At 63.3% G+C, this 17975-nt stretch carries 17 protein-coding genes; 7 read left to right on the forward strand and 10 right to left on the reverse strand.

The window, feature by feature from the left end; all coding sequences use genetic code 11:
• The first annotated feature begins 222 nt into the window (after positions 1 to 222).
• On the forward strand, positions 223 to 384 hold the full coding sequence (locus CFE42_RS01095; protein WP_004626847.1) for a hypothetical protein: 162 nt from the start codon (positions 223 to 225) through the stop codon (positions 382 to 384).
• A gap of 67 nt (positions 385 to 451) precedes the next feature.
• Here CFE42_RS01095 and CFE42_RS01100 read toward each other — a convergent pair whose 3' ends face one another.
• The 9 genes from CFE42_RS01100 to CFE42_RS01140 form a co-directional block, all read right to left on the reverse strand.
• Positions 452 to 1648: a benzoate/H(+) symporter BenE family transporter gene (locus tag CFE42_RS01100; protein ID WP_004626846.1), complete on the reverse strand. Its 1197-nt coding sequence runs from the start codon at positions 1646 to 1648 to the stop codon at positions 452 to 454.
• A gap of 13 nt (positions 1649 to 1661) precedes the next feature.
• Complete coding sequence (locus tag CFE42_RS01105; RefSeq protein ID WP_004626844.1) at positions 1662 to 2981, reverse strand: MFS transporter; 1320 nt, start codon at positions 2979 to 2981, stop codon at positions 1662 to 1664.
• 100 nt (positions 2982 to 3081) lie between these two features.
• Positions 3082 to 3864 (reverse strand): 1,6-dihydroxycyclohexa-2,4-diene-1-carboxylate dehydrogenase, encoded by a 783-nt coding sequence (locus CFE42_RS01110; RefSeq protein ID WP_004626842.1) that lies wholly within the window; start codon positions 3862 to 3864, stop codon positions 3082 to 3084.
• A complete protein-coding gene (gene benC / locus CFE42_RS01115; protein ID WP_004626840.1) occupies positions 3861 to 4889 on the reverse strand; it encodes a benzoate 1,2-dioxygenase electron transfer component BenC in 1029 nt (342 codons plus the stop codon). Before benC ends, CFE42_RS01110 begins: the two co-directional genes overlap by 4 nt.
• Positions 4890 to 4924: 35 nt before the next feature.
• A complete protein-coding gene (gene benB / locus CFE42_RS01120) occupies positions 4925 to 5413 on the reverse strand; it encodes a benzoate 1,2-dioxygenase small subunit (protein WP_004626838.1) in 489 nt (162 codons plus the stop codon).
• On the reverse strand, positions 5410 to 6768 hold the full coding sequence (locus tag CFE42_RS01125; protein WP_004626836.1) for a Rieske 2Fe-2S domain-containing protein: 1359 nt from the start codon (positions 6766 to 6768) through the stop codon (positions 5410 to 5412). The genes benB and CFE42_RS01125 overlap by 4 nt, the downstream gene beginning before the upstream one ends.
• A 28-nt stretch (positions 6769 to 6796) precedes the next feature.
• Positions 6797 to 7732: a catechol 1,2-dioxygenase gene (gene catA, locus CFE42_RS01130; RefSeq protein WP_004626834.1), complete on the reverse strand. Its 936-nt coding sequence runs from the start codon at positions 7730 to 7732 to the stop codon at positions 6797 to 6799.
• Positions 7733 to 7767: 35 nt separating this feature from the next.
• Positions 7768 to 8058: a muconolactone Delta-isomerase gene (catC, locus tag CFE42_RS01135; RefSeq protein ID WP_004626833.1), complete on the reverse strand. Its 291-nt coding sequence runs from the start codon at positions 8056 to 8058 to the stop codon at positions 7768 to 7770.
• Positions 8059 to 8094: 36 nt separating this feature from the next.
• On the reverse strand, positions 8095 to 9204 hold the full coding sequence (locus tag CFE42_RS01140) for a muconate/chloromuconate family cycloisomerase (protein WP_004626829.1): 1110 nt from the start codon (positions 9202 to 9204) through the stop codon (positions 8095 to 8097).
• Positions 9205 to 9315: 111 nt separating this feature from the next.
• Between CFE42_RS01140 and CFE42_RS01145 the strand changes: the two genes are divergently transcribed.
• Both CFE42_RS01145 and CFE42_RS01150 read left to right on the forward strand, forming a co-directional pair.
• The gene (locus CFE42_RS01145) at positions 9316 to 10227 is read left to right on the forward strand and encodes a LysR family transcriptional regulator (protein WP_004626826.1); all 912 of its coding nucleotides are present in this window, start codon (positions 9316 to 9318) and stop codon (positions 10225 to 10227) included.
• Between the two features lie 103 nt (positions 10228 to 10330).
• Positions 10331 to 13366 carry a transglycosylase domain-containing protein gene (locus CFE42_RS01150; RefSeq protein WP_004626824.1) on the forward strand — a complete coding sequence of 1012 codons (3036 nt, stop codon included), beginning with the start codon at positions 10331 to 10333 and terminating at the stop codon, positions 13364 to 13366.
• Positions 13367 to 13639: 273 nt separating this feature from the next.
• On the opposite strand, the gene CFE42_RS01155 is transcribed toward CFE42_RS01150, so the two are convergent.
• Positions 13640 to 15193 (reverse strand): MFS transporter, encoded by a 1554-nt coding sequence (locus CFE42_RS01155; RefSeq protein ID WP_004626822.1) that lies wholly within the window; start codon positions 15191 to 15193, stop codon positions 13640 to 13642.
• Between the two features lie 64 nt (positions 15194 to 15257).
• Between CFE42_RS01155 and CFE42_RS01160 the strand changes: the two genes are divergently transcribed.
• The 4 genes from CFE42_RS01160 to CFE42_RS01175 all read left to right on the forward strand — a co-directional run bounded on the left by CFE42_RS01160 (position 15258) and on the right by CFE42_RS01175 (position 17972).
• On the forward strand, positions 15258 to 16223 hold the full coding sequence (locus CFE42_RS01160; protein ID WP_024541686.1) for a LysR family transcriptional regulator: 966 nt from the start codon (positions 15258 to 15260) through the stop codon (positions 16221 to 16223).
• 33 nt (positions 16224 to 16256) lie between these two features.
• Positions 16257 to 16736, forward strand: coding sequence for a CreA family protein (locus CFE42_RS01165; protein ID WP_004626818.1), 480 nt, complete (start codon positions 16257 to 16259; stop codon positions 16734 to 16736).
• Between the two features lie 162 nt (positions 16737 to 16898).
• On the forward strand, positions 16899 to 17075 hold the full coding sequence (locus tag CFE42_RS01170) for a hypothetical protein (protein ID WP_004626815.1): 177 nt from the start codon (positions 16899 to 16901) through the stop codon (positions 17073 to 17075).
• Positions 17076 to 17444: 369 nt separating this feature from the next.
• A complete protein-coding gene (locus CFE42_RS01175; protein WP_004626813.1) occupies positions 17445 to 17972 on the forward strand; it encodes a (2Fe-2S)-binding protein in 528 nt (175 codons plus the stop codon).
• Positions 17973 to 17975 lie beyond the last annotated feature (3 nt).

The following is a 17975-nucleotide window of genomic DNA, read 5'->3' on the forward strand; positions in this document are numbered from 1 at the left end:
AGATGTGCCGTGTCCTGCTTCGATCTCGCAGGGAAAAAATTTTTGCGAGGCGCGATTTTTGTGGCTTATGAGGCGCCTTTTCCCGCCCGGCCTTGCTGTGGCGCCATATCAGCCGCGTGTGATATTCAGAATGTACTGAAAGTACGGCTTGCTTCATTGCTCCGTCCTAGGGATAACCCTATACTCGGGAAAACCCTAGATAACGCACTGAGAGAAAACATCATGATCCAGCAAACCTATTACACCCCCAAGTTCGCCGGCCAAGCCCAAGCCACTCGTCGCCCGTCGCTGCTGCGCGCAGTGTTCAACTATTTCCGCAAAGGTTGGGATAACAACCTGGTGTACGCTGAAGTGGTTGGCAAGTCGGGCTCGTACCTGGGCTAAGACAGGTACGCCATCACGGCACACATGACAAAACGGCGCATTGGCGCCGTTTTTGTTTTGGAGCGCGCTATCGCTGCGCCGGCCTCAAGACAAGCGCCGCCGCCGAGCCGATCACAATTCCCCAGAATGCCGAGCCCAACCCGAACAGCGTCAACCCGGACGCCGTCGCCAGGAAGGTGATGATCGACGCCTCCCGGTGCTCGCCATCTTCGATCGCCCCCATCACGTTCGAGGCGATAGCGCCAATCAGCGCCAGCCCGGCCAGGATGGCCACGAACGGCTTGGGCAGCGCCGCAAACAGCATCACGATGGCACCCGCAAACGTGCCGCCAATCAGGTAGAACACTCCGTTGGCGATACCGGCCACGTAGCGCCTGGACGGGTCGTCATGTGCATCCTTGCCAGTGCACAACGCGGCAGTGATCGCGGCGATCACGATGGTGATGCCGCCGAAAAACGCCACGCTGATCGATGCCACGCTGGTGGCCGTCATGATCGGCTTGGCCGGGATGTCGTACCCGGAGCCGCGCAGCACCGCCATGCCGGGCAAAAACTGCCCCGTGAGGCTGACGACGACGAGCGGGATGGCCAGGCTCAGCGTCGAACTCAGGGCCCAGTGTGGGGCGATGAAGACCGGATGGGTGAATTCCAGCGTGACACCGTCAAAATGCGTCAGCCCCAGGGGCATTGCCAGCGCAATCCCGGCCAGCAATACCACGACGATGCAGTAGCGCGGCCACCAGCGCCGGCCCACCACGTAGATGGCGATCATGGAAAACGCCAGCACCGGCATGGCAGAAGCCGCGGCAAACGCGTGGGTACCGAACTGGAACAGGATGCCCGCCATCATGCCCGCGGCGATGCCCTTGGGAATCAGCCGCATGAGCCGGTCGAACGTGCCCGACACGCCGATCAACAGAATGACGACGGCCGCCGTGATGTACGCCCCCACCGCTTCATTGAGCGACAGCCCCGGGAACAGCGATACCAGCAACGCCGTCCCCGGCGCCGACCACGCCGTTACCACCGGGGCTTTCCACCGCCAGCTCGCGTAGATGCCGGACACCGCCGCGCCAATGGAGATCGCCCAGACCCACGACGCCACCATCGCATCCGGCACATGCGCGGCCTGCGCCGCCTGGAAGAAGATGACCAGCGGCCCCGCATACGAAATCAGCACGGCCAGGAACCCCGCCGCGACGGCCGAGAGGGACCAATCGGACAGCGCCCCGCGCGAGGCCGTTTGCGTGCTCGATGGATGCATCGCTGGTGGCAGATCAGCGCGCGATGACCGAGGCCGACCGCTGGTGGTTGATGAACGCCACGGCAATCGTCGCAATCACCGCCGGCACAGCCATGGCGAAGAAGTTGTGGTGCAGCGGTAGCGCCATCCCCACCAGCATGCCGATGACGATGGGAGCGAGGATGGCCCCGCTGCGCCCGACGCCCGATGCCCAGCCGATGCCCGTGGAGCGGATGCTCATCGGATAGAACTGCCCGGCATAGGCGTACGTCACGATCTGCGTGCCGATGGTGCAGCCGCCGGCCACGGCCACCAGCACGTACAGCGCCTCGGTTGAAGTCTTGATGCCGAGCAATGCGATCGACACCGCCGCCAGCGCATACATGGCCATCAGCACGTATTTGATGTTGAAGCGATCAGCCAGCCAGCCGCCGCCGATGGCGCCGAGCATGGCTCCGAAGTTCAGCACCAGCACAAAGGTGAGCGCCGAACCCAGGCTGTAGCCCGCCGACGCCATCAGCTTGGTAAGCCACGAGCTGAGCGCGTAAACCATGAACAGGCACATGAAGAAGGCAATCCAGAACATCGCCGTGCTGAAGCCGCGTCCGTCCTGGAACAGCCTGCCCAGCGGCGCTTCGTTGCCGCGATCGGCTTCGGGCAGGATGAAGGTGTCGCCTGGCTGAGGCGCATCGTTTGGGTTGAGCCGGCGCACGATGTCACGCACCGCATCGAGCTTGCCGGTGCGCAGCAGGAACGGCATCGATTCCGGCATCCAGCGCAGGATCGCCGGCACCAGCAGCACGGGCAACACAGCCGCGATGAACACCGATTGCCAGCCGTAGTGTTCCAGCAGACCCTTGCCCAGCAGCGCCGCCAGCATGCCGCCCACTGAATAGCCGCTGAACATGAGCGTGACGAGGGTGCTGCGCGCCCGGCGCGGCGAGTACTCCGTCATCTGCGCCACGACGTTCGGCATCACACCGCCGATACCGAGGCCCGCCAGGAAACGCGTCACGCTGAAGGTGACTGGGTCCGTGGAGAAACCCGCTGCCGCCGTAAAGACGCTGAACAGCACGATGCACACGGCAATCGCCCAGCGGCGGCCGATACGATCCGCAATCGTGCCCAGAAAGATCGCGCCGAACATCATGCCGAACAGTGCCGCGCTGACCATGAAGCCGGCGCTGGTGGGCGTGACGCCCATGTCCTTCATGATGGACGGCAGTGCAATGCCCGCGATGGCAAGGTCGTAGCCGTCAAAGATGATGATGAGCGCGCACCAGAACAGTGTGATGGCATGGAAGCGGCCGAACCGGGCGTGGTCGGCCACTGCGTGCAGGTCAATCTGACGCATGGGTGGTCTCCTTTGGGGTTTTTTTTGAAGGCGTGAGCGCCTTTCTTATGCTGGGTTGGCTTCTTCGACTGATGGCGCGCTCTGTTGGCGCTTCAAACCTTCAACCCAGGTCTCCGCCGCCGACGGGCAGTACCGTCCCGGTGATGTACGAGGCCTCATCTGACGCGAGGAACAGGATCGCCCGCACCTGCTCGTCGATCGTGCCGTAGCGGTGCATCAGGCTGCTGGCGAGGGTCTGGTCGACGATGCCCTGGTACCAGACGGTTTCCTGCTCCGACATGGGCGCCGCGTTGCGCGGGATCTTGCGCGGCGGTGCCTCCGTGCCGCCCGTGGCGACGGCGTTGACGCGAATGTTGTCGTCCGCATGTTCCAACGCCAGACTCGCGGTGAGCGCATTGACGCCGCCCTTGGCCGCCGAGTACGGAATCCGGTAGATGCCGCGTGTAGCGATGGACGACACGTTCACGATCACGCCCTGCTTGCGCTCGACCATGTGCGGCAGCACCGCGCGGCAGCACCACAGCGTCGGAAACAGTGAACGGCGGATCTCCGCCTCGATCTGCGCCTCTTCATAGTGCTGATACGGCTTGGCCCAGATGGTGCCGCCGACGTTGTTGATGAGCACGTCGATGCGGCCGAACGCGCCAAGCGCAGTCTGCACGGCATGCTGGGCACCGGCGTAGGTTTCGAGATCAGCCGTGGTGGCGTGGGCGTGGCCGCCCGCTGCCGCAATCTCGGCCTGCACTTCGTGGACGAGTTCGGCGCGGTCCACCAGCAGCACGTGCGCCCCCTCTTCTGCCGCAGCCACTGCCACGCCACGGCCGATGCCCTGCGCTGCGCCCGTCACCACGACGGCCTTGCCTGAAAATCGTTGCGTGCTCATGCCGCCTTCGCCTCCGGTACTGCATTGGGCGTGAACTTCTCGTAGTGGAAGCTCTTGGGTTTCACGCCTTGGTCGTCAAAGTACTTGCGCACGGCGTCTACCATCGGCGGCGGCCCGCACAGGTAGACATCAACGTCGCCATCGTTCAGCGCGTTGGCCGGAATGTGCTGCGTCACCCAACCCTTGCGCGGATGATTCGACGCGGCGTCGGCGACGACGGTGGCGTAGCTGAAGTTCGGCAACCGCGTCACATAGGCATCGATCGCGTCGACCTGTACCAGGTCGAGATCACGGGTCACGCCGTAGATCAGATGCACGTGCTGCTGCGAGTTGCTGCGCGCCAGCACTTCGAGCATCGACAGGAACGGCGCAAGGCCGGTGCCGCCGGCCAGGAACAACAGCGGCCGCTGCACATCACGCAGGTAGAAGCTGCCCAGCGGCCCCTGCAGATCGAGCTTGTCGCCCGGCTTTGCGGCTTCGAGCCAGGTGCTCATCACGCCGCCGGGAATCTTCTTGATCAGAAAGCTGATCTTCGTTTCACCGGGCGCTGAGGAGAACGAATACGAGCGGTGCTGGCCGCTTCCCGGCACACCGATGTTGACGTACTGGCCGGGCAGGAACACCGGCGCCGTGGCATCCACGTCCAGCTCGAGCACCACGGCGGCATCGTTGTGCAACTCGACGTTCGACACCGTTGCGCCGAACGTGCTCTGCCCCGTTTTGCAGGCGGTCGACGAGGTCGGCACCGCGATCACGCAATCGCTTTGCGGCACCATCTGGCACGTCAGCACAAGGCCGGTGTTCTTCTCGTCTTCGGTCAGGGCGTCTTCAATGTAATCGTCGCCAAGGTCGTAGGTTCCGCTCTCGGCGCGGCACTTGCAGGTCCCGCAGACGCCATCGGAGCAATCCATGGGCAGGTTGATCTTGGCGCGGAAGGCGGCATCGAGCACCTTCTCCCCCGCTTTGCAATCGATGAAGCGGGTCACGCCGTCTTCGAAGTTCAATGCGACTGTGAAACTGGACATGGAATACCTCACTGCCTTGGATACGGGTGTGCTCGTCAGACGTGATAGACGTCGAGCACCTGCCGGATGTAGTCGTTCTTCAGGACGATCTTCTTGGATGCGATCAGGAAACCTTCGCCGGCGCGGCGCAGGGTGACGAACATCGTGCCGAAGAAGTGATCGGTGGTTTTGTATCGGTGGCTGAGTGTGTGAAAGTTGTAGCGCACGTCGACTTCATCGCCGCGTTCGGCCAGGACTTCCACGTTGGTGACGGTGTGGCTGGTTCGCGGTTCCGGCGTGGACGCGCCGCTGCGCTCAGTCTTGATGCGGAAGACGCGATCCTCCAGCCCGCAGCGATTGGCGTAGTACATCAGCGAGATCTGGCTTTGCGGGTCGTCGGTCAGTTGGTCATCGTCATCCCATGCCGGCATCCAGTAGGTGACGTCTTCCGCGTAGCACTCCAGCCAAGCGTCCCACTGGCGGTCGTCGAGCAGCCGCGCTTCACGGTACAGAGCCGCGCAGATGTTGTGGTAATTGGAGCTCATGCCGCCACTCCTTCGCTTTCTTTCTTCAGAGCCTCGCGCATGACTTGTACCCAATATTCGTGCTGGCAGACGAACAGCCCCTCGTCTTCACTGCGTTCACCCGAGATAAGCGGCTTCAGGCCCATCTTGGTGGCGTTCTCGTCGGGGCCGTGCACCCACAGCGGCGCGCCGCGCGACAGGTCGTTCCACAGCGCAGTGGTGCCGGCATAGCCGTTCTGGCAGGCGCGGAACTCTTCGAGGTCGTCGGCGGTGCCCATGCCGGTGACGTTGAAGAAATCCTCGTACTGGCGGATGCGCGTTGCGCGGTCGGTCGCGCTCTCGCCCTTCGGCGCGAAACAGAAGATCGAGACCTCGGTCTTGTCGACACTGATCGGGCGTACCACGCGAATCTGCGTGCTGAACTGATCCATCAGGAACACGTTCGGATACAGGCACAGGTTGCGGGTCTGGTTGACGATGAAGTCCGCTTTGATGTCGCCTACGCGCGCCTTGATTTCGTCACGGTGCGCATAGACGGGCCGCACTTCCGGGTTCATCGTCCTGGTCCACAGCAGGATGTGGCCATGCTCGAACCCGTAGACGCCCGCCACCGACTTGCTCCAGCTGTTCGCATCCACGGCCTGGGTGCCACCTTCCTTGCGCCGGCCCATCGTTGCGGCGTAGTTCCAGTGCACGGTGCTGACGTGGTAGCCGTCGCAGCCGTTCTCCATCTGCATCTTCCAGTTGCCGTCATAGACGTACGTGGAGTTGCCGCGCAGCAATTCCAGGCCTTCGGGCGCTTGGTCGACGATCTGGTCGATGATCACGCGCGCTTCGCCCAGGTAGGTTTCGAGCGGTTGCACATCGGCGTTGAGGCTGCCGAACAGGAAGCCGCGATAGTTCTCGAACCGCGCGACCTTTTTCAGATCGTGCGACCCGTGCGTGTTGAACTGCACCGGATACTCGGTGGTCTTCTCGTCCTTCACCTTGAGCAGCTTGCCGGTGTTGGAGAACGTCCAGCCGTGGAACGGGCACGTGAAGCTGCCCTTGTTGCCGTGCTTCCGACGGCAGAGCATCGCGCCCTTGTGTGCGCAGGCGTTGATGACCGCGTTCAGCTCACCCGTCTTGTCGCGGGTGATGACGATCGGCTGGCGACCGATCCACGTGGTGTAGTAATCGTTGTTGTTCGGAATCTGGCTTTCGTGCGCGAGATACACCCAGTTGTTCTCGAAGATGTGCTTCATCTCCAGTTCGAACAGATCGGGGTTGGTGAAGATGTCTCGGCGGCAGCGGAAGATGCCCGCCTCTTCGTCATCCACCACCGCGGTTGAGAGCAGGTGATCCAGTTCGTTGGCTTTGTCGATCAAGGCGGACATGGTCGTCTCCACGTTGAGGTCTTGGGTCTCAGGCCTCGGCCGAAGCACGCAGGCGGTTCACGCGCTGGTTGTCCTTGCCCTGCACCAGCGGCGTCAGCACGACGTTGAATTCGATGTCCTTGTACGCATCGGTCTTCAGGTCGAATGCGGCACCGCCGGTTTTCTCAACCACGTGCGGAATCAGTTCTTCACGGGTGGCGTAGGCAAAGTCGTCCCAGATCAGCGGGTCGCCTTCGATGTTGAATTGCGTCGTCAGCTTGCGGTGGCCATCGCTCGTGACGAAGAAGTGCACGTGCGCCGGCCGGTTGCCATGGCGGGCCAGTCCGTTCAGCAGTTGCTGGGTCGCACCCTCTGGCGGGCAGCCGTAGCCCACGGGCATGAGCGTGCGGAATTCGTATTTGCCGTCGGCACCGGTCCGGACCGCGCCGCGCAGGTTGAACGGGCTCTGCTCGCCGGTCGGGTCAAAGTGCGAGTAGAAGCCGTTCGAATTCGCATGCCAGCACTCGACCAAGGCGCCGGCGACCGGCTTGCCGTCCTGGCCGGTTACCGTGCCGTGAATGATCAACGGGCCTGCGGCGGGGTCCGGATCAACGTCGATGCGGGACACGCCATCGCGCACCGTTGCGCCCGCCACGTACAGCGGGCCTTCGATTGTGCGCGGCGTCCCGCCATTGAGACCAAGCGCCTCGTCAGCGGCGTCCATGCGGATGTCGAGATACTTCTCCAGGCCCACGCCGGCAGCCAGCAATGCAGCCTCTCCGTCCTGGCCAAGCTTGTTCAGGTAATTGATGCCGGCCCAGACTTCATCTGGCGTGATGTCGAGATCGTCGATGGCCTTGAACAGGTCCGCCAGCAAGCGGTGGGTGATCTGCTTCAGGCGGGCGTTACCTTCGTTGCCATCCAGGTTGGTAGCGGCCTTCAGCAGGTCCTGCACTTCTTTCGTTTGGAATACGCGCACGTTCATGATGGGTGTCTCCACGTGGTTTTCTAGGGAATGTCTCAAGCGTCGTCGCTGTGAACTGACGACGGATGACGGCACAGCGGTGTCACGGAAATCTCCATGTACGGAAACAGCGGCAGCGCCGTCAGGATGTCGTGCAGTTCAGCATTGCTCTGCACGTCGAAGACGCTGTAGTTCGCGTACTCGCCAACCAAGCGCCAGATGTGGCGCCACTTGCCGCTGCGCTGCAGATCTTGCGAGTAGGCCTTTTCGCGCGCCTTGATCTCGTTGGCGACATCGGCGGGCATGTCGGCCGGCAGGCGGACATCCATGCGGACGTGGAACAGCATCGTGGTCTCCTTGGCGGTGTCTTGGTAAGGCGGTTGTTATTGGCGGCGCAGGCGCGCCAGCTTGTCGCGATCGATCTCGATGCCCAGGCCGGGGCCGGTCGGCACCTGCAACATGAAGTCGCGGTATTGCAGCGGCTCGGTCAGCAGTTCTTGCGTGAGCAACAAGGGGCCGAACAGCTCGGTGCCGAACTGCAGCTCGCCAAAGGTGGAAAACACGTGGGCCGACGCTGCTGTGCCGACTGCCCCTTCCAGCATAGTTCCGCCGTAGAGGCTGATGCCCGCAAGCTGCGCGATGGCGGCGACCTGCATGGCCGGAACCAACCCGCCGGACTGCGCGATCTTCACGGCAAAGACGTCGGCGCTCGCGCTGCACGCCAGTTCGAAGGCATCCAGCGGACCGTGCAGTGCCTCATCGGCCATCATCGGCACGGCGAACTGGCGGGCGAGGCGCTCCAGCGCGGCGCGGTTTTCTGCGCGCACCGGTTGCTCGATCAGGTCGATGCCGCCGGCCTGCAACGCGGCGATGCCATTGGCGGCGTCGAGCTCGCTCCAGGCCTGATTGACGTCCACGCGCACGCTCACGGCATCGCCCAGCGCCCGTTTGATGGCCAGTACATGGGCCACATCGTCCGCTACCGGGCGCAAGCCGATCTTCAGCTTGAAGATGCGGTGGCGGCGCTCAGCCAGCATCGCTTCTGCCTCGGCAATGTCCTTCTTCGTGTCGCCACTGGCGAGCGTCCAGGCCACCGGCAGCGCATCGCGTAGCCGGCCGCCCAGCAGTTCTGACAGCGGCACACCAAGCCGGCGGGCCTGCGCGTCCAGCAGCGCTGTTTCCAGCGCGCACTTGGCAAAGCGGTTGCCCTGGATGGTCTTGCGCACGCGAGCCATGGCTGCCGCCACATTGCGCGCCTCCATGCCGATCAGCAGCGGCGCGATGTGCGTGTCGATGTTGACCTTGATGCTCTCGGGGCTCTCTTCGCCGTAGTTGAGGCCGCCAATAGTGGTGGCCTCGCCCCAGCCTTCGATGCCGTCTTCGCAGCACACTCGCACGAGGACGAGCGTCTGCGTGTGCATGGTGGCGACGGACAGTTTGTGCGGACGGATGGTGGGCACATCCACTAGAATTGCCTCGATCGAGCGAATCATGTTTTCCAGGTATCAGAAGAACTGCTATCAACGTGGGAACCAGATTACGCAGCGCGAATTGTCACGTCCAACACTGATTTAGTATCAGTTTCATACTCCAGAGGTATAAGAATGGAGCTACGCCACCTTCGCTACTTCGTTGCCGTCGCTGAAGAGCTGAACTTCACCCGTGCCGCTGAACGGCTGCACATCGCGCAGCCGCCGCTCTCGCGGCAGATTCAGCAGTTGGAAGAGGAAGTCGGCGTGCTGTTGTTCGAGCGCGGCAGCCGCCCGCTCAAGCTGACCGAAGCCGGCCGCTTCTTTCACGCGCACGCGCGGCAACTGCTCGCGCAGACGGCCGAACTCGCCTCGATGACACAGCGCGTCGGCCAGATCGAGCGGCGCCTGTCCATCGGCTTCGTGGCATCAACGCTGTATGGGATGCTGCCGAAGGTCATCCGGCGCTTTCGCGCGGAGTACCCGATGGTCGATCTGACCATGCACGAGATGACGACCATGGACCAGATCCAGGCGCTCAAGGACGGCCGCATCGATGTCGGGTTTGGGCGCATACGCTATGAAGATCCAAACGTGCGACGCATCCTCCTGCGCGATGAACGACTGATCGTCGCGCTGCCGTCCGGCCATGCGCTGCTGGACGGCAGGACAACCGCATCCCTGCGCGACCTTGTCGGCGACACGCTCATCATTTACCCGCGCACACCGCGTCCGAGCTATGCCGATCAGGTGCTCGCCCTCTTCCACGATCGCGCGCTGGAACCCAGCAAGATCTACGAGGCACGGGAATTGCAAATCGCCTTGGGGTTGGTCGCCGCAGGCGAAGGGGTATCGGTGGTGCCGCGCAGTGTGGCGGGCCTGCGGCGCGAAGATGTCTGCTACATGGAACTCGACGATCCGCAATTGGTCTCGCCCATTATCTTCAGCGCACGGCTGCTCGATGAGTCTGAAGACATCCAGGCCATGCTGGCGCTGACGTACCGGTTGTACGACGAGCAGAACATCCCGTATTACGCGCCCTCGTAAGGCTTGCAATGGCGGCTCCCAAGTTACAAGCCGCTGGACACGACGGCCGCATGGGCTAGATTGAAGCAAGGCGCCCGTTCGCCTGCGATTGGAGCGCAAGCGAGTGAAAAGAATACGCCGCCCCATCATCATCAAATTGGTCGTCGTCGTGGCGCTGGTGCTTGCGATGGCCGCCTTGCTTGTCGCGCACGAATTCCGCACCTCCGCCTGGCAAGCCCGCTACTTCGCGCAACTGGCGAAGTCGCAAACCTTTCCCATCAAGCCCGGGCCGAACAATTCGGCCCGCTATCCAAACTCCGGCCCCTACGACCTACGGCTCGGCTATCACGATCTCCCCACCTTTCTGGACCGCCTGCGCTCGCGCGGCTACATCGTCGCCCAGCAGGCCGTGCCATCCAAGGAGATGATCGCGCGCATGGACAGCGGCATGAATCCGCCCTATCGCGAGAAGGACCAGGCTGGCCTGGAATTGCTCGATGACGATGGCCGCCCGATCTACCGCGTGCGGCACCCCGAACGCGTGTATGACAGTTTCGCGTCGGTGCCGCCGCTGCTCGTCAACTCGCTGCTGGCGATTGAAAACCGCACGCTGCTGCAGACCGAATACCCCAAGCGCAACCCGGCCGTGGAGTGGTCGCGTCTCGCGCGCGCCGTCTGGGACCGTGCCCTGCACGCGGTCGACCCGGCGCATGAATCGCCTGGCGGCAGCACGCTCGCCACGCAAATCGAGAAGTACCGCCACTCGCCCGAAGGCCGCACCGAATCGCCCAGCGAAAAGCTGCGGCAAATGTTCTCCGCATCCGCCCGCGCTTACCTGAACGGCGAAGACACCACTGCCGCGCGCCACCAACTCGCGGTCGATTACCTGAACACCGTGCCACTGGGCGCACGCGCCGGCTTTGGCGAGATTCAGGGGATTGGCGATGCGCTGTGGGTCTGGTACGGACGCGACTTCGCCCAGGTAAATGCATTGCTCGCTGCCCAGTCGGCCGCGCCGCTCGCAGACCGTGCGCTGGCCTACAAGGAAGCGTTGAGCCTGCTGGTCTCGCAGCGGCGGCCGTCGTATTACCTTGAGAACCTGGATGAGCTGGAGACGTTGACCAACGCCTACCTGCGCGTGCTGGCCGCGTCCGGCGTGATTCCGCCCGCGCTGCGCGATGCGGCGATTGCGCAGTCGCTCAAGCAGCAGGCGCTGAACACGCGAGTGCCGCCCCCGCCGCTGGAGCATAAAGGCACGAATGCCGTACGCGTGAACCTGGCGGGCATGCTTGGCATCTCGCGCATGTATGCGCTCGACCGGCTCGACCTGACCGCAAGCAGCACGTTGGACGCGCCGCTGCAGCGCGATGTCTCATCTGAGCTGCGCAAGCTGGGCGACCCGGCCCGCGCCAAGGCCGCCGGCCTCGTCGGCGACAAGATGCTGGAGCGCGGCGACCCGGGCGGCGTGACCTATAGCTTCACGCTCTACGAACGCGCGCAGGGCGGCAACCGCGTGCTGGTGCAAGCCGATACGTTCGACAAGCCGTTCGATATCAACGAGGGCGTCAAGCTGGATCTGGGCTCAACGGCCAAGCTGCGCACGCTGGTGACGTACCTTCAGATCGTGGCCGAGTTGCACAAGCGCTACGCCGATCAACCTGTGGCGGCGCTGCGCAAGGTCAATATTCCCGTGCAGAACCCGATCGAACGCTGGGCTGTCGACTACCTCGCCCACACGCAAGACCGGTCGCTCACGGCGATGCTCGATGCATCGATGGAGCGCAAATACTCCGGCAACGCCGGCGAGTGGTTTGCCACCGGCGGCGGCATGCAGAGTTTCGAAAACTTCGAGAAATGGGAGGGCACCCAGAACTTCACGGTGCGCGAGGGGCTCAAGCACTCCGTCAACCTCGTCTTCGTCCGGATCATGCGCGACATCTCGCGCTACTTTCAGCACCAGTTGCCCAATGCGGGCGCCGAGGCGTTGACCAACCCCGATTCCCCACAGCGACAGGTCTACCTGCAACGCTTTGCCGACCGCGAAGGCAAGCTCTTCATGGGCCGCTTCTATGCCAAGTACAAAGGCAAGACCGACCGGGAGCGTGAAGCCATCCTGGTGCAAAGCACGCGCGCCACGCCGGTGCGGCTGGCTACCATCTACCGCAGCATCGACCCGGAGGCCGGACCAGGAAAACTCGCTGCATTCATCCGCAGCTACCTGCCGGGCGCGAAGCTCGATGAGGCCGAACTCACCAACCTGTATGAGAAGTATTCCGTCCAACGCTTCGACCTGGCCGACCGCGGCTACATTGCCCGGCTGCATCCGCTGGAGCTGTGGCTGGTGGCGTATCTGCGGACCCATCCTCAAGCCACGCTCACGCAGGTGAACGAGGCAAGCGCAGATGAGCGCCTGTCCGTCTATAAATGGCTGCTGCAATCGCACCGCAAGGCCGCGCAAGACAAGCGCATCAAGCAGATGCTGGAGATCGAGGCGTTCCAGCAGATTCACGCGATGTGGAAGCAGCTGGGGTATCCGTTCGAATCGTTGGTGCCCTCATACGGCACGGCCATCGGCGCATCGGCAGACCGGCCGGCATCGCTGGCGGAGTTGATGGGCATCATCGAAAACGACGGCATCCGCCTGCCCAGCGTACGCATCGACCGGCTGCGCTTCGCCGCCGACACGCCTTACGAAGTCATGCTCTGCCGCGACCCCAACGCCGGAGAACGCGTGCTGCCGCCCGAGATTCCACCCTTGGTCAAATCCGCGCTGGCCGGCGTCGTCGAAGGCGGCACCGCCAAGCGTATCTCCGGCACGTTCATCCAGAAGGACGGCAAACCCATCGCCATCGGCGGCAAGACCGGTACCGGCGACAACCGCTTCAAAACCTTTAGCCGCGGCGGCGGCCTTATCTCCGAGCGGGTCGTCAGCCGCTCCGGCGCGTTCGTCTTCTATCTGGGAGACCGCTACTTCGGCACCGTCGTCGCCTACGTAGCCGGCGCAGACGCGGCCAAGTACAAATTCACCAGCGCCCTGACGGTGCAAGTGCTCAAGGTCCTGGCGCCCACGCTGATGAACCACCTGGACCTGCAAGACGAGGCGCCAGCCTTCAACTGCAAAATGCCGCAGGCCACGGCGCCGGAACAGAAGCTGGATTGAGCAAAGTCTGCACAACCGACGGCGACAACGCAGGCCGCCAGACGGTGTGGCCGTACCCTGCCCTAGATGGCGCCTTGAATTTCTGTTGCAGGGAGGAAAAAGGAAGGAGGCTTGTCTGAGCGCAGCGAGTTTGCCTCCCTTCCCTCCCCGCGACAGAAATCCAAAGAGGAAGTCGCCGCATCGGGCGCGCCTTTCTTTGCTTACCTTTCTTTGGCAAGACAAAGAAAGTAAGTCGGCCCCGCCAGGGGACGAAACACCCGGCCCCCAGCACCCTCACCGCAACGACCGCTGCAACCAGATCGCCCCCGCGCAAACCAACGCCACCACCGCGCCCCAGGCGAACAAATCCCCCACCGCCAGCAACGTCGCCTGCCGATCAATCTCCAACGAGAGCCGCATCAACTCCGACCCCTGCAACGGATGCGGCCACTGCCAGGCCGGCGTCAGCGCGCTGACGTGCCCCACCAGATCGGTGCGATGCTGCGCCTGTCCGCGCTGCAGCAACAATGTTGCCCCCATCGTCCCAAAGGCCTGCGCCCAAGCCCGCATGATTCCCTTGAACTGGTAGGCATGGCCGAAATCCTTGGCCGGCAAATCCACGTAGGTCAGCCCCGCTACCTGGATCACCACAAACACCCCCACCATGCCTTCGATCATGAAGCCCGGCACCACCGCCGCCACCGAGGCGCCTGGCATGGCCACATGCGACATCCACAGCAGAGCTGTCGCCATCAGCACAAAGCCGATGGAGATCAGCACGCGCTTGGTCGGCAACACGTTCGTCAATTGAAAGTTCAGGATGCCGAGCACCACCGTCACCAGCCCGCCCAGGCTCATCAACTGCGCGGTGGTCTCGTAGCGAAAGCCGAGACCGTTCTGCAGCAGGCTCGACGAAAGAAAGCCCCAGGCGCTCGCAAACATGTAATAGATGGCGTAGAACACCATGCCCATCATGAAGCGCCGCTGCAGCGTGGCCCGCAAGTCCACCCACGGCAATGGGTGGGCCGTCTGGCGAATGCCGACCCAGATGATGAGTGCCACCACCGCAATGATCGGCACCACCTGGGCAGGCGAACCATCGGGATGAATGAAGCGGGCCTGCTGAAAGCCGTGCAGCGCAATCAGCGCCGCCAGCCCAAATGCGATGGCTGAGGGCCAATCGAGCGAGGCGAAATCGCCCTGGCGCTCGTGCATCTTCGGATGCGGATAAAACGCCGCCACCAGCCCGCATACCACCACGGCCACCAGCAACTGCGCGACGAAGATGGCGCGCCAGCCGAATTGCTCCGTCAGCGCCGCCGACAGCATCGGCGACACACAGCTCAGCCCGAAGATGCCGTAGATCATGCCCTTCATCATCGTGCGGCGTTCGTGCGCGGGGCTGTGCTGCACGAAGATGCGCGAAGTCGACAGCATCGGGCCGCCGCCAAACCCCTGCACCGCCCGCCCGACGATCAGCATCGTTCCGCCCTCGGCCGCCGCGCACATCAGCGTGCCGACAATAAACACCAGCAGCGACAGTAGCGTGTGCCTGCGGTAGGTCATGTGGTCGGCCAGCCGGCCCATCACCAGAATCGACAGACTTGCCGCTGCTGCATACGCCGTCACGGCCCAGAGATAGACATCCTGTGACGCCAGCACCCCGCCTTCGATATGCGGTCCGGCAATTGAGAACATCAGGTTGGACATGTAGTCCACGCCCGTCGCCAAGCCGATCACCATGCCTACCATACGCAATTCCATCCGGCTGCCGACGGTCGATTCGGCAACCGGGTTGCGCACTGCGGGCGGCGGAGAAACCGTGTGGTCTGTGCTTGGCGTGTTCATGCAGGGATGGTAATTTGCCTCGAAACCGGCGGAAATCGCCTGCCAACAAATTCATTGTTCAATGATGCGAACGACGGACTGGAACGACTGGGACACTTTTTGCACCGTGGCCACGCTCGGCAGCTTTACGCGCGCGGCGGAGCGGCTGGGGTTGCCCAAATCGTCGGTCAGCACGGCGGTGTCGCGGCTGGAAGGCAAGATGGGCGCACGCCTTTTCGAGCGCAGTACGCGCCGCCTGCGCCTGACCGATGCCGGCGAAGCCCTGCTGCGCGACGCAGGCCCATTGTTCCAGCGGCTGCGCGAAGTTTCGGAAGACGCCGCAGCGACGTTCCAGTCGCCCGCCGGCACGTTGCGCATTGCCATGCCGTACGAATTTGCCGCCAAGCAGCTCGCCGAGGTGGTGCTGGAAGTCATGCGCGAGCACACTGGCTTACGCATCGAAGTGGACGTGGCACCACGCCAGATCGACCCGCTCGCCCAGGGCTACGACATCATGCTGACCGTGCCGCGCGGGCCGCTGCCCGATTCCGGCCTCGTCGCGCAGCGCGTCTTCGATTTGCGGCGCGCCGTGGTCGTCGCCCCGCAACTGCTGGAGCGCCTCGGGCCGCTCACCCACCCGGACCAACTCGCCGACTGGCCCTGCCTCGGTACCTCGAACGAAACCGAATGGCAATTCCGCACGCCTGGCGGCGAGACGATCAACCTGCCGCTCGACTTCCGCATGCGCACCTCCAATAGCGAACTGCGCATGCAGGCGGCCATTGCTGGCCTGGGTGTCGCCCGCATCACCTCCGTGTTTGCCACCGACCTGATGGCTTCGGGCGCGCTGCAGGAGGTGCTGACGGGATTCCAATCTCCGCCCATGCGCGTGTACGCCGTCTTCCCGGGCCGCCGCCTGATGCCCGCCAAGGTCAAGGTCTTCATGGACGCCCTTCACCGCCGTATAGAGCATTCCCGCCAACACACCGACATGCGGCCCACGTTCGTAGACGAAGCCGCCGCGTCCTGGCCGCCCGAGTCGCTGCTCTGACTGTTCACTCCTCCCCTTGATCTCCGCGAAACCATGCGCCCGTTCACCAAACTCCCCATCTTGATTGTCGCGCTCGCTCTGACCACCGTTGGCTGCTCCCGCGCCGAAGACATCGGCAGCGTCAGCACCAATTTCCGTATTACGGGCTCCGACAAGATCGTCATCGAAGCCTTTGATGACCCGCTCGTTCAGGGCGTGACCTGTTATGTCTCGAGGGCGCGCACCGGCGGCATCAAGGGCTCGCTAGGCGTGGCCGAAGACGTGAGCGAAGCCGCCGTGGCCTGCCGCCAGGTCGGCGAGATCAGCTTCGTCAAGCCGCTGCCGCAGCAGGACGACATGTTCACGCAGCGCCTGTCGCTCGTCTTCAAGACGCTGCACGTGGTGCGCACGGTGGACCGCAAGCGCAATGTGCTGGTCTATCTGACGTATTCGGACAAGGTCATATCGGGCAGCCCGAAGAACAGCGTGACGGCGGTGCCGATTCCCGCCAGCCAGCCGATTCCAGTCAAGTAAGCGATGGCAGCACCACATTGGTGCGAGGCAACGCAAGCGTGGTGGCCGAGCAACGGTAGACAGCGCAGAAAGGGTGCATACGTAAGCCTACGTATGGTGCATTGCATCATCTGGTGTATAGTCAGGGTATTCCCTAACCGGGATTTCCCTAAGAGGCCAATCATGCAAAACACGAACGACCTGAAGCTGACCGATCAACTCGAACGCGAACTGATCGAGCGCGAAATGTCCGAAGGTATCTACTTCTATCGCCGTCCGAGCGGCCAATCGTTCTCGTTCGCCCAGTTCTTCTCGGCAATCGCGAACCTGTTCGGCACGCACCGCACTGCCAAGGCCTAACCAGCCGCGCTATTGTTGATGGGCGTGTGCCCGAGTTAGCTGTATGCAGTACCCGCAGTCTCAGTAGCACCGTGCGCCGGCCGTGTGTCATCACACCCGCCGCCACACCCGCCAGGTCATGACCGCCTGGTGCCAATCGAGGGCCGGTTTCCGGCCCTTTGTCATTTCTGCGGCATTTGTCTGGGTTGTTGCATGCCACAGCATCGCCCTGTCTCCCCCGACCGGCTCACCGCGCCGCAGTTGTCTTCTCGTTCGCCTGTGCTTTACTGAGTAGAGCCGCGACCACCCATATCGAGACCACGCGTGCATCTTTCCAGCCAGGAAGACGCACAGCATGGCACCCGGCGCCCATCCCCCAAGGAGACTCCCATGGCGATCAGCCTCAAGCTGTCGGTCAACGGTGCGCCTGTCACCGTCAGTGTCGAACCCCATACCCTGCTAGTTCAATTGTTGCGCGAGCACCTTCGCCTGACCGGCACGCACGTCGGCTGCGATACGGCGCAATGCGGTGCCTGCACCGTGCATATGAACGGGCGGGCGGTGAAGTCCTGCAACATCCTGGCCGTGCAGGCCGACGGCGCCGAGGTGACAACCATTGAAGGCCTGTCGAAAGATGGTGCGCTGCACCCGATGCAGGAAGCCTTTCGCCAATGCCATGGCCTGCAATGCGGCTTCTGTACCCCGGGCATGGTGATGGCGGCCACGGCGCTGGTTGCGCAACACCCGCATCCCGACGAGCACACGGTGCGCGAGCAGCTCGACGGCAACCTGTGCCGCTGCACGGGTTATCACAACATCGTGCGCGCCGTCATGCACGGAGCCGAAGCCATGGCCGAAGCCCAGGGCGACGATGCCTCGCTGCAAAGCCTGGCCGCGGCGCGGGCCCACGCCGCCTGACCC

The sequence above is a fragment of the Ralstonia sp. PBBBR1 genome, from assembly GCF_002256165.1.
In the GTDB taxonomy this organism is placed as follows: Bacteria; Pseudomonadota; Gammaproteobacteria; order Burkholderiales; family Burkholderiaceae; genus Ralstonia; species Ralstonia thomasii.

What these genes read in the sequence shown, in the direction of transcription:
- CFE42_RS01095 (WP_004626847.1), top strand. Translation starts at nt 223, where the DNA reads ATGATCCAGCAAACCTATTACACCCCCAAGTTCGCCGGCCAAGCCCAA.
- CFE42_RS01100 (WP_004626846.1), bottom strand. Translation starts at nt 1,648, where the DNA reads ATGCATCCATCGAGCACGCAAACGGCCTCGCGCGGGGCGCTGTCCGAT.
- CFE42_RS01105 (WP_004626844.1), bottom strand. Translation starts at nt 2,981, where the DNA reads ATGCGTCAGATTGACCTGCACGCAGTGGCCGACCACGCCCGGTTCGGC.
- CFE42_RS01110 (WP_004626842.1), bottom strand. Translation starts at nt 3,864, where the DNA reads ATGAGCACGCAACGATTTTCAGGCAAGGCCGTCGTGGTGACGGGCGCA.
- benC (WP_004626840.1), bottom strand. Translation starts at nt 4,889, where the DNA reads ATGTCCAGTTTCACAGTCGCATTGAACTTCGAAGACGGCGTGACCCGC.
- benB (WP_004626838.1), bottom strand. Translation starts at nt 5,413, where the DNA reads ATGAGCTCCAATTACCACAACATCTGCGCGGCTCTGTACCGTGAAGCG.
- CFE42_RS01125 (WP_004626836.1), bottom strand. Translation starts at nt 6,768, where the DNA reads ATGTCCGCCTTGATCGACAAAGCCAACGAACTGGATCACCTGCTCTCA.
- catA (WP_004626834.1), bottom strand. Translation starts at nt 7,732, where the DNA reads ATGAACGTGCGCGTATTCCAAACGAAAGAAGTGCAGGACCTGCTGAAG.
- catC (WP_004626833.1), bottom strand. Translation starts at nt 8,058, where the DNA reads ATGCTGTTCCACGTCCGCATGGATGTCCGCCTGCCGGCCGACATGCCC.
- CFE42_RS01140 (WP_004626829.1), bottom strand. Translation starts at nt 9,204, where the DNA reads ATGATTCGCTCGATCGAGGCAATTCTAGTGGATGTGCCCACCATCCGT.
- CFE42_RS01145 (WP_004626826.1), top strand. Translation starts at nt 9,316, where the DNA reads ATGGAGCTACGCCACCTTCGCTACTTCGTTGCCGTCGCTGAAGAGCTG.
- CFE42_RS01155 (WP_004626822.1), bottom strand. Translation starts at nt 15,193, where the DNA reads ATGAACACGCCAAGCACAGACCACACGGTTTCTCCGCCGCCCGCAGTG.
- CFE42_RS01160 (WP_024541686.1), top strand. Translation starts at nt 15,258, where the DNA reads ATGCGAACGACGGACTGGAACGACTGGGACACTTTTTGCACCGTGGCC.
- CFE42_RS01165 (WP_004626818.1), top strand. Translation starts at nt 16,257, where the DNA reads ATGCGCCCGTTCACCAAACTCCCCATCTTGATTGTCGCGCTCGCTCTG.
- CFE42_RS01170 (WP_004626815.1), top strand. Translation starts at nt 16,899, where the DNA reads ATGCAAAACACGAACGACCTGAAGCTGACCGATCAACTCGAACGCGAA.
- CFE42_RS01175 (WP_004626813.1), top strand. Translation starts at nt 17,445, where the DNA reads ATGGCGATCAGCCTCAAGCTGTCGGTCAACGGTGCGCCTGTCACCGTC.